Source organism: Rhizobium sp. 57MFTsu3.2 (assembly GCF_012932765.1).
Lineage (GTDB): Bacteria > Pseudomonadota > Alphaproteobacteria > Rhizobiales > Rhizobiaceae > Rhizobium > Rhizobium altiplani.
In genome coordinates this window covers 81,119-94,940 of record NZ_JDWI01000004.1, presented here as the reverse complement: position 1 = coordinate 94,940, position 13,822 = coordinate 81,119, and the positions used below count along the sequence as shown (strand labels likewise).

The following is a 13,822-nucleotide window of genomic DNA, read 5'->3' as shown; positions in this document are numbered from 1 at the left end:
TCCTTCCTTTTGGACTAGCAACCGGGCGCGCTCGTGAGGCTTCCGAGACGGGGGCGGAAGACCGCCGTCTTGTAGAGCTGCGTCTCGACCGGCGTAAAATTGGAAAATAGCGGGGTGTAGCGATAGAAGACCTCGGCGACGATCACATTGTCGGTCGCATCGAGGGTGAGGTTGCCCGGAAGTGTGGCGGCCTTGGTGACAACACCGATCTTGCTCGTCTGGGCGTCAGAGCCGCCTTTGCACTGCCACGCAACGACCGGTGCAGCGCCGCCCGTGCGGGAAACCGACGTCAGGATCACGTAGCCGTTCTGCTTGAAGTCTTCGTTTCCCATGACCTCGGACGACACCGAAAAGATCGAAGTGATGTCCGACGACGTGATCGCTTCGTAGCGCGCAACCGCATCCGCTACCGTCGATGCCATCTGCGCTGTCTGGAAGTGCGAGCGGGCATAGAGGCTGATTTCGCTGCCGCCGCAGAGAAGCAGCAGCAGCACGGGCGTGATGATCGCCATTTCGATACCTGCGACGCCCTCCTCGTTTACCGCCAGCCGACGGGTTATGGAGGAGAGAACGCGCAAGGGCTTGGAGATCAGGTCAGTACGGCTCATTCTGCACCACCGCTGTTGCCGTCAGTTCGACGGTGCCGTCGTTGCCAACGAGCTGCTTGAGGACGGGAGTGTGGAAGGTCCATGGGTAGGTTACGGTGTAGAGGACGACTTGTGCCGTACCGCCGTAGCCGTTCGCCCCCTGGTCGATGTCGTAGACACCGTTTCCATTGACGTCGGTGAAGTTTTCGCCATCGTCGCGAACGCCGTTGCCGTTCTTGTCTGTGAATGGTTCGGGCTTTTTGAGAGCATCGAAGCCCTTGTAGGACAGGCTGGTGATGACGAGCTTGTCGGCATCCATGAATACGCCCGCCTGGTTGCGAATTTTCGCCTTTACGGTCGCATCCTGTGTCGAGTTTTCCGACACAAACCCCGTTCGGCCGGTCCTCGCGGCGTCATAGGTAGCGTTTTTGAGGACAATGTCGGCAGCAAAGGCAATACCGGACTCGACAATAGCGAATGTCAGGAAAATAAGAACGGGAGCGATGATTGCGAATTCGACTGCGGTCGCTCCGTCCACCGAGGTGCGGAAGCGCGTCAATACAAGTCCCCTCACGAAACACCCCATTCGCATCCATTCCGCGATCTTTTGGGTGTTCTAGCGCCGAAACATTCATGGGAATGTAACGCGATAGATAAAATTCTATGCAACTGTGCCTTTTATCAGCAATTGGCTACATTCCGGCCGAGCTGGAGGCGTTTGAGTATGGCGATCGGTTTCATGGAGAACTTCCCATGAAAATCCAAGCTCGTGCCCGGTATGCCCCCGAGGTATCCACAACGACCTCAAGCAGCGGGGTCGGGGGGCTGCCGGCCGTGCGCGTCCTTTGAGCTGCCTAGGCGTTTCATCCCTGGACGCCTCCGCGGGCGATCAGCGCAGCCCGGGCGGCAGCGAAGGAGTCTTGCAGCGCTTTGTGACCTTCGAGCCCGTCAAGGGCATAGCTATTGAGAAACTGGCGCCCGGCGAACAGCTTGCGGTCGACGGCACTCAGTTCGGCCTCATCGCAGGCGGCTTGCCAATGCTCGGCGATGGTCTTGATCTGGTGTTCGATCAGCGCGGCGGCTTCCGCCTCTTTCAGGTGATAGTCCGGCGCGGCGGCAAGGCAGGTGGCGAGCGTGCTGGCGCGGCTCTCGCCCTTGATCAGCATGGCCTGCGTGGCTTCGTTGCCGGTGCGGCCTTGCGGGCAGATATCATACGCCGGTGTCAGGGTCAGCTTCTTGCCGTCCCAGAACGCGGCATGGTTACGGGCATGGTCGTCGGTGTTGCCGCACAGCACGTTGAAGCAAATCCGCCCGTAAAGCTCCTTGAGGGTCTCCTTGGGATCGGTGAAGCGGTGGCGGATGAGTTCTGCAAGGTCTTCGTAGGAGGCATAGCGGGCCATCATCTCATCCAGGCCCAGCATGGTCAGGGCCGAGACCATGCCGTGGCGTATCCAGCCGTCCTTTGTGTGTGTGCGGTCGAAGCGCTCGATCAAGAGGACGTCTTTTTGTGCGGCGCGAGTCATGGAGACTGAAGCGGCGTTGAGACCGCATGCGGTCGCCAGCTTCATCCCGATGAACTCGGCCTTCACGACGCCGTAGGTGTCGTTGATCGCCGAGAATTTGGCGATGAACTTCTTCGTGTCGTCATCGATCAGAGCCTTGGGACGCGCGCCGCCGATCGAGGTGCCGTTATTGAAAGCCTGGTCGAGCGCCGGGGTAAGAGGGACGCCTCTTTCAACGAGTTCGGCCGCTTCGAGGAGTTCGGCGAGCGAAGCTTGCGCGGCAAGGCGGGGGACATACTCCGTAGCCGATGCCTGAAAATCGAGTGCACCAATCCTGTCGGGGCCTGACTGGAGCAGAAAGGTCAGTTCGCTGATCTCCGGTACGCCGGCAGCGTCGGACCTTTTGCCCGTCAGCCTGTTGATGATGACCCGGCGGCCCCAGGCGTCAGGCGAGGCGTCGCGAATACAGCTTGCCATCGACAGGCCGGTGATCGGGGCGATCGTGCCCTCCTGAAGCGGCAGTTCCGGCTCATAGAGGGAAATGGCGCTCTTACGGCGCCGGTAACTGGCGCCATAGGTGAAGAGCAGGCGATCGCCGTCCTGATCGAGGCGGCCCGCGACCACCGGTTCCGTCGCCCCCGGCAGCCAATTCCAGACAAAGGCTTCGGTAGTCTCCGCCTTAGAAGTCATCATCGACCTCCCTCACGGCGTGGCGGACGCTTTTGGGCAGCAGAGTCAGTTTTTCGTCGAGGCGGGCATTATGCATCTCTAGGGTGCGCTCGTCGTAGTCGAACAGGCGAACGCCGACGAGCGAAGCGACTTCGAAGACGATGCCGATCTCAGGGCCCGGCGCGCCCTTTTCAATGCTGGACAGCGTTGTACGGCTGATGCCGGCGCGGTCGGCCAGTTCCTGCGCGGTTAGGCAGCGTTTGGCGCGGGCGACGCGGATCAGCTTGCCAAGCATCGTGAGGGCCTGGCGCGTGACTCTAGAGTAGCTTCTCTGACGGGACACAGTTATGCCTGATTTGTTCATTTGAGTGGACATGAGAGCCTCTCACGTCCAGAATTCTGTACATTATGGCATTGGGCTGGCGTCGGGTCAAATTTTGTTCATTTGATTGGTCATAAAGGCAGTTCGTGCCCAGAATTTTGTACATAATAGGCGCCGAGCATGATTTGGTCGATGGACTTGATGGCCGACCGGGCACGGCTAACCCGTTGAGATGTCCGAGGACATGTTCATTGCAGCAGCAAAAAAGAAACGACGAGAAAATTGTCAGTCGCCAGGTTGCTGCAACAGGGTGGCAAGGTCATCTAAAACAGCTGTCGTTGCACTAGGCTTGTAGGGATAGTGCTCCCAGCACCACCATTGCGTCTCAATCGACTTCGATGAAGCATGGCCAAAACCGCCCCATGTCTCGCAGCCAGCAACGGAACACCAATGGTTCACGTGAATGGTTGCTGCTGCCGCGCTGCTGCGTCCGTCGATACTCACGGCGCGGCGATCCCAACAATGCGCAATGTCCAACCGGCCTTTGGCGGTGAAATACCGATGGCCTGCGCTCTTTTGTCTGCCTCCCTTATTGCCATGGCCTTTGCCGTGGCCTGGTTCGCGGCCCAGACGGTGACCCTCATTTTACCGGCAGTGAACGTGAAGCGGCGAACCTTCTTTCTCCGCCCGGCAGCGAAGCCAGCTTTGAAAGCACGCAGGAGTTCATCCATATTGTGAAGCGCTTTAAAATCGCTGGATTGCGCCGACCACCAGTCGTTAAAGGCTGTTTCCGTTTCCGTGGTCCGTTTTTGAACGCGCATTAGCATGGGAAACTCCGTCGCCGCGACGGCGCTCTCGTGGAGAATGCAGTCGACCGGTCAAGTTAATTAGGTGTGTTCACATTTTGTTCTCTTGTTAAGTCTTAGTCAAGTTCGGTCTTTCTCTCGATCAAGAGCGCCCGGCACTTTGAACTCATTCGGTCTGGTTGGTCGGATCAGGGTGTATCCGGCCCGACAACGGCATCGGCGTGACCGGCGCCCGTGACACTGACAGTCAAGCTGGCAAACGCGATCTCACCATCGGTAATGTAATGGTTGACCTTTCCGGTGTTCAAACGAGAGCCGGATTGGTGCCGCGCGACCTCCCCGATTACTTGCTTTGCCCTCAGTTCATTGACTATGTAGTCGCGCTCGGCGTTCGTATCGGCATCGGTCTTATGTGTGACTTGGAATGTCAGCCAAGTCAGAGAAATCCCGGTATCTTTGGTGCCCGCCCCCACCCACAGGACGCGCTCGTCGGGCGATGGCCTGTCGGTATTCAACCAGAAGCTCGCCGTGCTCATGTCGTCCTCGGAATGGGCAAGACTAAGGGCCCAGAAACGGATGTGATGACGCTTGCGGGGGCTATCGTCGATGGGCTCCTGGAATCCTATGTCCTGCCGTCTTCCAAAGAGATAGAAGGTGCTGAAAGGTGCGGTGGGATAGGCAGAGTTCATCAGGAAAGCGCGTATCATTCGCAACGTGCTTGCGATCCCCAAATGGTCGGCCGTAGTCCAGCCCGCCGTTGCAAAGGCCTCGCGTAGTTGTTGAAGATTGCCGATGAGGGCGAAATTTATAGGATCGCCGGGCAGGCCATCCGCCGTGATCGTGTATCTGGGGATCAGCCCCCGATGAAGAACCTTCAGTGACAATCGGACCACGTTCGGAAGAATGACGTAAGCAGCCAGGCCATATGTGAGGCACACCGCAACGAGCCATGGAAACCTGTGGTCCGCAGTATCGAAAACAACGAAGACGATCAGCCAAACGCTGAGTACACCCAGACAGAAAACCAGAAACCTCCGGAAAAGGCGCGTCAGCAATCTCAAGACACGGGCTCCTCGTCTGGCGTCTGATGGGCTGGCAGTCGCCCTCGCTGTTCGTCGCGGGGATTTTAGCACCCGAGAGTATGCAAATGATAGCATCGCCGTCGCTCATTGTGGGTAATATCGAGCGGGCGGCATGGAGGTGTCCGAGGCGAAGCGAATGAGGACGAGAGTGCGAGGCTGAAGAAGCGGATCGCCGAACAGATGTTGGATGCAGCGCACTCCTCGAGCTTGTCGAAAAAATGTATGGTCCGCCTCGTCCGTGCGAGGGGCTGCGACATCGCAAAATGACGATTCCCGTTGCGTAAATCTATCCGGCCTCTCCCGAGAGGGCTGCTGTTGCAGCCAGGCCATGATGAGATCCGCGCACGCCGTTCCCATTAAATGTATGATCCGTCAAACTGCGAGAGTGAGCAACCTCAGGAGCTGCTACCTTGGCCCTCAGTTCCGGGATGGGCTGTTGTACTTGGCATCCGATAATCAATATAATCGATTATCAGGAGAGGAAGGCCCATCGGATATGAGGTGGCGGCGATTTCGACAAGCCCGTTCCCAACGCGCGCTTTTAACAACCTTGTTCACCACAAAAGGCTTTCGGACGCGGTGCCGTGGTTGGCTTACGCTGGAATCGGTCTGAGATTGCCGTAATGCGTCGCCTCACATCAGCCGCGCCTCCCAGCCGCAGCAGATCTCAGGTTGTCCAACAGAACGGCGAGCAGAAGGATCAATCCACGCACGACATACTGATAAAAAGCCTGGATATTGAGGAGGTTCATCACGTTCTCTGCAATGCCCATAATCAGGACACCGACGATCACTCCGGTCATAGCTGCACGACCACCCGCGAGCGACACGCCACCCAGAACACAGGCCGAAATGACCGATAGTTCCAGCCCGGTTGCAGCATTCGGCTGACCCGATGTGATGCGCGACGCAAGCAGGACACCCGCCACGGCGCAAACGAGTCCCTGCAGCGCAAAGATCCAGATGCGCATTCTGGAGACATTGACACCCGCGAGACGCGACGCTTCCGGGTTGCCGCCGATAGCCAGCGTGTTCTTCCCGAAGACCGTCCGGTTCAGTACGAAGCCAAAGATCACGAAGAAGATCGCCATGACCCAGATCGGAGTTGGGATGCCCAAGAACTTCGAGAGTGCCAACTGGTAGAAGCCGGGATCGTTGATACCGACTGCGCGGCCATCTGATGCGATCAGCGCCAAACCGCGAACGATCTGCATCGTCGCCAGCGTGGTGATAAGGGCGTTGATCCGAAAACGGGCGATAACCACACCGTTCACGAGACCAACAGCACCGCCACAGAGGAGCGCTGCTATAAGTCCAAGGACGATCGAACCGGTGGCGTTCGAGGCCATGACCGCGATCATCCCCGAGAACGCGACGGTCGATCCGACCGAAAGATCGAAATCGCGGGATGCAAGGCAGAACATCATGGTGCAGGCGACAATGCCGATCGTGACGACCGACTGCAGAAGCCCAAGCATGTTTCGCTCGGTGAGGAAGTTTGGAACCGTTGCTGCCACGATGGCGAAAGCGATGGCAAAGATAACGACGAGACCTTGCTCGCCGAGTAGAAGTTTTTTCAGAGACGTCATCGCTACTGGACCTGCTGGTTGGGGAGTTCGCTGGCATTGGCCACATCGGGGAGGGCGGCGGCGAGAATTCGCCGCTCGTCGAAGTCGTCGCGCTCGATATCTGCTGCGACGCGACCCTGGCACATCACGACGATGCGGTCGGTGATGCCCATCACTTCCGGCAATTCGCTTGAGACAACGACTATTGCCATGCCCTGTGCAGCAAGCTCGTAGAGAATTTCATAGATTTCAGACTTCGCACCGACGTCGATACCGCGTGTGGGCTCGTCAATGATCAGCACCTTCACGCCCTGTTCGGACAGCCAGCGGCCAAGGATCACCTTCTGCTGATTGCCGCCGGACAGGTTGACGATGTCCTGCTTCCTGGACGGCGTGCGCACACGCAGCTTGGCAATGAACTGCTCGGCGAGTTCGGCTTCCTTCTTGGGCTGAAGGATCCCGAACGGCGAGAAGTGGCGGCGAGAGGAGATCGCCATGTTCTCTTCGATACTGCGGCCCTGCACGATGCCGTCGAACTTCCGATCCTCCGGGCACAGAACAATTCCGCCGCGAATTGCGTGCGGAGGGCTGTCGGCCACTACCTCTACGCCGTCGACACTGACCGTGCCTTGCGAGCGTGTGTCCGCGCCATACACGAGGCGCGTCATCTCGCTGCGGCCAGCACCGATCAGGCCGAAGAACCCGAGAATTTCGCCTTGGCGAACCGTAAAGCTCATTGGTGTGCGGAGCTTGCGGCCTGCAATGTCCTTGACCTCAAGACGGACGTCGCCGAACTCGCGCGGCCGGTATCCCCAGATGTTGGATATCTCGCGCCCTACCATTTCCGAAATAATCTGCTCGCGAGTAACAGCGGTGATGTCCGCGTGATGTGCTGCAAGCTTGCCGTCACGAAGGACCGTTAGGCTGTCGCAAAGACGGAATATCTCGTCGAGGCGGTGCGATACGTAAAGGATGACCTTGCCCTGAGAGCGTAGGCGTTCAATCAGGGAGAACAGAATTTCGCTCTCCCGCGAGGACAGCGACGACGTCGGCTCATCGAGTGCGATCACGCGAGCATCCGCCATCACGGCTTTCGCGATTTCCACCATCTGGCGTTCGCCGATCGATAGCGAGGCCACCTTGGCACCAGGCTCGATCTCAATCCCGATCTCGCTGAGCTTTTCTCGAACGACGTTCGTAAGGCGGCTTCGGTCGATGACCCCGGCCTTCCCGGGAAAGCGCCCGAGCCAGAGATTTTCCGCTACCGTCAGTTCGGGGACGAGCTGCAGTTCCTGGTGAATGACAATAACGCCCGCATCGAAGGCATCACGAACCGAGCGATAGTGCTGGGTCGAGCCATCGATCGAGATTTCGCCGGTATCGGCGGATTGGTCACCTGAGAGAACGCGGATGAGCGTTGACTTGCCAGCTCCGTTTTCGCCCATCAGGCCGTGGACCGCTCCCTTCTTTACAGAGAACGAAACATCGGCGAGCGCCTGCACGCCGGGATATCCCTTGGATATCGCTTTGAATTCGAGAAAGTCCTGCATGACAGCATCCCATAAGAAGGTCCGGCGACAGAAAGCCGCCGGACTGAATTCATCTTAGTAGCTGATCATTCGATACCCAGTTCCTTGCGGACTACCTCGTAGTTGTCGCGCAGCGCGAGCTGGCCAGCCGTCAGGATCAGCTTCTCAGGTTCTTTGCCGTTGGCTACCCACTCATACATGTTGAGTGCGGTTTCGTAGCCATGGCGCTTCGGCGAGATGATCACAGTGCCGAAGAAACCCGTTGCCGTCGGCTTCTTGAACTCGTTGATTGCCGAATCCGCACCGCCGATGCCGACGCCGATCATGCTGTCGGCGGGGATGCCAACCGTTTCGGTGGCGCGAACAGCACCAAGCACGGCTTCGTCATTGAGGCCGACTGCGACCCACTTCTTGATACCAGCGTTCTTGTTGAGCACGACCGTTGCTGCGTTGAGGGCGGCTTCCGTGTCGGTCTTGGCCTGAGGCGCGTCGAAGATGTTGGTTTCCGGGAACCCGGCAGCCTTGAGCACAGAGAGGGCACCGTTCACACGGTCAACGGCAGTCGGAAGCTGGTCGTAGGAAACGCGGATTACGCCCACTTCCTTCACGTCCCAGCCACGCTTCTTGACCTCGTCGGCGATCGTCTGGCCAACGGCCTCACCGATCTTGGTCGCCGAGATACCCATGTGAGGCACGTCCTCAAGCGGGCTGCCATCGGCGTTTACCAGGCGGTCGTCGACGGTCATGATCTTGAGGTCATTGGCCGCGGCCTTGGCTACGATGCCTGGTCCAAGCTTGACGTCAGGAGTGCAGATGATGAAGCCCTGAGCACCCTGTGCTCCCAGGTTGTCGATGGCGGACTGAACCTTCTCACCGTCTTCCGCACCGATCTTGACGAGCGTGAAGCCCTTTTCCTTGGCTGCTACGTCGGCGAACTTCCATTCGTCCTGGAACCACGGCTCTTCGGGCTGCTTGACGATGAAGCCAATCTTGACGTCGGCCGCGAAAGCCGAACTTGCGGCCATCAGAGCCACGGTCCCGAACAAAACTGCTGCACGAAAAATGCGCATTTCTCTCTCCCTCCTGGTGGAAACACTATGCCTCCCTGGCATGTAGATGAACTATTTCAATTTATCATACCAGTCAATTGCTATTGTATGAAAAATTGGCTACATGCCTTGGTAGCGGGAGGAATGCCGCGTCGATGTGACCATAGAACCGCGTTTGAGCTGACTTCGACGCGCTGAGGAGAGTACGGATGAAGATTACAAAGCTGACGACATACATGGTCCCGCCGCGCTGGTTGTTTTTGAAGATTGAGACCGACGAGGGCATTGTCGGTTGGGGTGAACCGGTCGTCGAAGGGCGTGCTCTGACCGTCGAGGCGGCAGTGCATGAGCTGGCAGACTACCTTATCGGCAAGGACCCGTTCCTGATCGAGGACCACTGGACGGTGATGTACCGCGGCGGCTTCTATCGTGGCGGAGCCATCCACATGTCGGCGCTTGCGGGAATCGATCAGGCGCTCTGGGACATCAAGGGCAAGGCGCTGGGGCAGCCGATCCATTCGCTGCTCGGCGGCCAGGTACGCGATAGGATCAAGGTCTACTCCTGGATTGGTGGGGACCGCCCGGCAGATGTTGCAGCAAATGCCAGGGACGTCGTCGCTCGCGGGTTCAAAGCGATCAAGCTCAATGGCTGCGAAGAGATGCAGATCGTCGATACGAACGAGAAAATCGACAAGGCTGTCCAGACAATCGCGACAATCCGGGAAGCAATCGGCCCGCACGTCGGAATCGGTGTGGATTTCCATGGTCGCGTTCACAAGCCGATGGCAAAGGTTCTCGCCAAGGAACTGGAACCCTACAAGCTTATGTTTATTGAAGAGCCCGTGCTCTCCGAGCATCGCGAGACGCTGAAGGAAATCGCCAACCATTGCTCGACCCCGATCGCGCTTGGGGAACGTCTCTATTCGCGCTGGGACTTCAAGTCCGTGCTGGCGGACGGGTATGTCGATATCATACAGCCGGACCTCAGCCACGCTGGCGGTATCACAGAGTGTAGAAAGATCGCCGCGATGGCAGAAGCGTATGATGTCGCCGTCGCTCCGCATTGCCCGCTCGGTCCGATCGCGCTTGCTGCGTGCCTCCAGGTCGATGCTGTCAGCTACAACGCCTTCATCCAGGAGCAGAGCCTGGGTATCCATTACAATACGGGCAACGATATTCTGGATTACATCTCCAACAAGGAGGTGTTCCATTATGCCGACGGTTTCGTCAGCATTCCGCAAGGACCAGGTTTGGGTGTCGAGGTGAACGAGGAGTACGTGATCGAGCGTGCCAAGGAAGGTCATCGCTGGCGCAATCCCATCTGGCGTCACGAAGACGGCAGCTTTGCCGAGTGGTGATAGCGCGAATCTCTCAAGCCCAGCTGAGGATACTTCTCGATCGACCGTTATGGATCAGGGTCCAGAGGGCTAAGCTGTGACACTTGTGGATATCGGCTCAGGATCACTTTCGCTTCGGGTAAGCACCCATGGGGGATCGATCCTTGGCCTGTGGAAGCAGAGCGGCGGCCGGAGAGTGCCGCTGCTCAGACCTGCACCCAAAGTCGATGCAGGCGCACCCGAAGCGTCCTGCTTTCCGCTTGTCCCCTTCGGTAATCGCATTAGGGGCAACAGGTTTGTCTTCGACGGAGCTGTGTTTACCCTTCGACCGAATACCGAATGGGACGCTCACTACCTCCACGGAGACGGTTGGCTAGCTGACTGGCACCTCGGAGGTCAGACCGACAGGTCGATCGAGATGAGCTTCGAGCACAGGGGCGGGCGCACGCCCTATGAGTATCTGGTGAGCCAGTGCTTTACGATCGACGACGACAGCCTGACAATCGCGATGACGGTCGAAAATCGCGGTCGTCAAAGATTGCCATTCGGTCTTGGCTGGCATCCATATTTTCCGCTGACGCCCCAGACCACACTTGAGGCCCGCGCCGAGGCATTCTGGACGGAGGTCGAGGGATGGCTGCCGGGGGAGCGGACGAGCATACCAGGGGATCTGGACTTCAGCCGAGCCATCGGTCTGCCTCATCGATGGGTCAACAACGGATTTGAGAACTGGAATGGCCACGCGAGAATCTCGTGGCCCGAGCATGGCATCTCTCTCAGCATGGAGGCTGATCCGATACTTCGGCACGCTATCCTTTTCCTGTCGGACACGACCTTCGATCCCAGGTTCAAGCGGGATAATTTCTGCTTCGAGCCCATGTCTCACCTGGCGAACGGTCACAATTTACCGGGCCTTGGTGGGCTTACGGTTCTCGCACCGGGCGAGTCGCTTATGGGAGGTTTCCGTTTGCGGGTCGAGACAAACTGACGGATGGCATACGATACAGGCATACAACGGTTGCCGCACATCAGGTGTGAACCGGATGGCGGCATCACAAGAAAGTCGGAGGAGTAAAACACTTATGTCGAAGCGGCTGTCAGGCAAGCGCATCATGATAACGGGCGCGGCACAGGGCATTGGCCTTGCCATTGCCAAAGGATTTGTCCGAGAAGACGCAAGCCTACTTCTCATCGACCGTGACGAGGCTCTCCTGAACGCCGAGGCATTGAAGCTGCGAGAAGAGGGCTATCGAGTGATAGCACACGCGGTGGACATCACGGATGGCGCGGCGATCAGACAGGCTGCCAGCCAAGCCTCCGACGATTTTGGCCAGATAAACGCATTGGTGAACAATGCCGGGGTCAATGTTTTCTCGGAGCCGCTAGAAACGACAGACGACGAATGGAACCGTTGCTTCGACATCAACCTGAAAGGGGCGTGGAACTGCTCGAAGGCGGTTTTACCCGGGCTGATCGAGCAGGGGGGTGGGGTGATCCTCAACATCGCGTCCACCCATGCCTTCACGATCATTCCACATACGTTTCCATACCCCCTGGCCAAGCACGCGCTTCTCGGCATGACGAAGTCGCTGGGACTGGAATATGCGGCGAAGAACGTTCGCGTGAATGCGCTGGCTCCTGGCTATGTCGCCACGCAGAAGGTTATCGACTACTGGAATAGCTTTCCCGATCCGGAGGCGGCGAAGGCCGCGACGATGAAGCTTCATCCCGGCGGAAGAATTGCATCTCCTGAAGAGATTGCAATGGCGGCGGTTTTTATGATCTCCGACGAGTGCCCGTTCATGAACGCTACCTGCCTGACCGTAGATGGGGGCTTGAGTGTCCAACAGCATCCGGCATGAGTCCCCGCAGTCAGGCTTGTCCGATGAATTTATATCGCTGGCCTAACTAGCTTGTTTCCCGACTCCGCGATCTGATAGAAAAGTGGCGTCAAAGAGTGAGGAGAATCGTGATGCGCTCGGCGCAAAACATCGGAGAACCGAGCGCTTCTGGAGGCCAGCGCCCCCGGGTGATGCCCGATGTGACAAGAGCGCTAGCTGAGGAAGTTCTGTCGGGAAAATACGCTCCCGGCACTGCACTTCCCACTGAAAACGAATTGGGGACGGCGTTCGGAGTCAGTCGCACGGTCATAAGAGAGGCGATCAAGGTTCTCGCCGCTAAGGGTCTGGTGGTGACGCGGCCCCGGGTGGGTACGGTCGTTTCTGACCCGGACAATTGGAGCCTGCTTGATCCTCAGGTTATCAGCTGGCACGGACCAGGGCTCTTCGATGCCAACCTCCTTGGCGCAGTCCTGGAAACCCGACGTGTGCTTGAGCCGCTCGCCGCCAGTCTGGCCGCCGAGCGTGCGACCCTCCGCGAGATCGCTGACTTGGATGGCGCTTGGCAACTCATGAAAGAAGCCAGCGAGGACGTCGAGAAGTTCTCAGCTGCCGATGTCGAGTTTCACCGTATTCTGTATCGAGCCAGCCACAATCCCGTTCTGAGGCAGATCAGCAGCCTGATCGATGCAGCCCTCACGTACTCGTTCGAGACCTCCAACAAGACCGTCTTCAATCGTGACGATGCCGTTCGGTGTCATCACGCCGTGGTGGAAGCGTTGCGCATGCGCGATGTCGATGGTGCCGGATCGGCTGCGAGCAAGCTCATAGAACAGGCAGCCCACGATATCGATCTTGCAGGACGCAAGGCCAAGGATTCAAAGGGCGAGGACTAGCGATCTGACATACATTTACGCAGACTGCTATCGTCGGAACCTAAAATCCTTGCAATGACAGGGTAACCATACATTTCGGCGAATGACGTCCTGCCGCTTCTCCCGGTCCAGCGTCAGATCCGCGACGATCTTCTTCAGCCGCGCATTCTCGTCCTCGAGCTGCTTCAGCTTCTTCATCTCCGGCGGCAACAGGCCGGCGTATTTTTTCTTCCAGTTGAAATAGGTCGCCTGGCTGATTCCTGCCTTGCGGCAGATCTCAGCAACTGGAACACCCTCATCACCCTGCTTCAGGATGAACGCCTTCTGAGCGTCCGAAAACTGCGATGCCTTCATCGTCTTCCGTTCCTTTCCCAGCCAGGAAAATGCGCCGAAAAACTCTAATCAAAACTGGTCCAGTTTGAAGGGTTCGGATCAGTATTTTGGCGGCTGCACTTTAGAGTCCGATTTGGACAAGTGCCGTTTTGTCCGCGCCCGATTTTGCGCTGGCGCTGACAGGCTTCTTGCTTCTAATCGTCTGGAAATTCCCGCCATGGACCGTCGTTGCTTTGATGGCAGCCGGTGGAATTTCTCTTCGACTATTTAGCGGTCTGCAGTAACTGCAGACCAGCAAAGTCCACGGATTCGTGTAGAATGCCGA

The 13,822-nt window shown here is 57.9% G+C and carries 13 protein-coding genes and 2 pseudogenes; 5 read left to right on the top strand and 10 right to left on the bottom strand.

Annotation, left to right across the window (positions count from 1 at the left end; genetic code table 11):
• Positions 1-14: 14 nt before the first annotated feature.
• The 9 genes from AF71_RS06335 to AF71_RS06295 all read right to left on the bottom strand — a co-directional run bounded on the left by AF71_RS06335 (position 15) and on the right by AF71_RS06295 (position 9,135).
• Positions 15-608, bottom strand: a complete 594-nt coding sequence (locus tag AF71_RS06335) for a TadE/TadG family type IV pilus assembly protein (protein WP_169680402.1) — start codon at positions 606-608, stop codon at positions 15-17.
• Positions 595-1,161, bottom strand: a complete 567-nt coding sequence (locus tag AF71_RS06330; RefSeq protein ID WP_312867213.1) for a pilus assembly protein — start codon at positions 1,159-1,161, stop codon at positions 595-597. Before AF71_RS06330 ends, AF71_RS06335 begins: the two co-directional genes overlap by 14 nt.
• A 289-nt stretch (positions 1,162-1,450) precedes the next feature.
• Positions 1,451-2,779, bottom strand: coding sequence for a HipA domain-containing protein (locus tag AF71_RS06325; RefSeq protein WP_169680400.1), 1,329 nt, complete (start codon positions 2,777-2,779; stop codon positions 1,451-1,453).
• Positions 2,769-3,053 carry a helix-turn-helix domain-containing protein gene (locus tag AF71_RS06320; protein ID WP_169680398.1) on the bottom strand — a complete coding sequence of 95 codons (285 nt, stop codon included), beginning with the start codon at positions 3,051-3,053 and terminating at the stop codon, positions 2,769-2,771. Before AF71_RS06320 ends, AF71_RS06325 begins: the two co-directional genes overlap by 11 nt.
• Positions 3,054-3,580: 527 nt before the next feature.
• Positions 3,581-3,907, bottom strand: coding sequence for a hypothetical protein (locus AF71_RS06315; protein WP_169680397.1), 327 nt, complete (start codon positions 3,905-3,907; stop codon positions 3,581-3,583).
• Between the two features lie 167 nt (positions 3,908-4,074).
• Complete coding sequence (locus AF71_RS06310) at positions 4,075-4,779, bottom strand: LssY C-terminal domain-containing protein (protein ID WP_348644116.1); 705 nt, start codon at positions 4,777-4,779, stop codon at positions 4,075-4,077.
• 827 nt (positions 4,780-5,606) lie between these two features.
• On the bottom strand, positions 5,607-6,557 hold the full coding sequence (gene araH, locus AF71_RS06305; RefSeq protein WP_018856148.1) for an L-arabinose ABC transporter permease AraH: 951 nt from the start codon (positions 6,555-6,557) through the stop codon (positions 5,607-5,609).
• Between the two features lie 2 nt (positions 6,558-6,559).
• Complete coding sequence (araG, locus tag AF71_RS06300) at positions 6,560-8,086, bottom strand: L-arabinose ABC transporter ATP-binding protein AraG (RefSeq protein WP_169680395.1); 1,527 nt, start codon at positions 8,084-8,086, stop codon at positions 6,560-6,562.
• Positions 8,087-8,151: 65 nt separating this feature from the next.
• On the bottom strand, positions 8,152-9,135 hold the full coding sequence (locus AF71_RS06295; RefSeq protein ID WP_025660836.1) for an arabinose ABC transporter substrate-binding protein: 984 nt from the start codon (positions 9,133-9,135) through the stop codon (positions 8,152-8,154).
• 188 nt (positions 9,136-9,323) lie between these two features.
• On the opposite strand from AF71_RS06295, the gene dgoD reads away from it, so the two are divergent.
• The 4 genes from dgoD to AF71_RS06275 all read left to right on the top strand — a co-directional run bounded on the left by dgoD (position 9,324) and on the right by AF71_RS06275 (position 13,185).
• The gene (gene dgoD, locus AF71_RS06290) at positions 9,324-10,472 is read left to right on the top strand and encodes a galactonate dehydratase (RefSeq protein WP_169680394.1); all 1,149 of its coding nucleotides are present in this window, start codon (positions 9,324-9,326) and stop codon (positions 10,470-10,472) included.
• Between the two features lie 76 nt (positions 10,473-10,548).
• Positions 10,549-11,439 (top strand): aldose 1-epimerase, encoded by an 891-nt coding sequence (locus AF71_RS06285; protein WP_169680393.1) that lies wholly within the window; start codon positions 10,549-10,551, stop codon positions 11,437-11,439.
• Positions 11,440-11,533: 94 nt separating this feature from the next.
• Complete coding sequence (locus tag AF71_RS06280; protein WP_169680640.1) at positions 11,534-12,313, top strand: SDR family oxidoreductase; 780 nt, start codon at positions 11,534-11,536, stop codon at positions 12,311-12,313.
• A gap of 110 nt (positions 12,314-12,423) precedes the next feature.
• Positions 12,424-13,185: a FadR/GntR family transcriptional regulator gene (locus AF71_RS06275; RefSeq protein WP_169680392.1), complete on the top strand. Its 762-nt coding sequence runs from the start codon at positions 12,424-12,426 to the stop codon at positions 13,183-13,185.
• 75 nt (positions 13,186-13,260) lie between these two features.
• Here the strand turns inward: AF71_RS06275 and AF71_RS06270 are convergent.
• Positions 13,261-13,518, bottom strand: a pseudogene (locus AF71_RS06270) (transposase); the annotation flags it as partial.
• Positions 13,519-13,595: 77 nt separating this feature from the next.
• Between AF71_RS06270 and AF71_RS31520 the strand changes: the two are divergent.
• A pseudogene (locus AF71_RS31520) lies at positions 13,596-13,781 on the top strand (chromate transporter); the annotation flags it as partial.
• Positions 13,782-13,822: the final 41 nt, after the last annotated feature.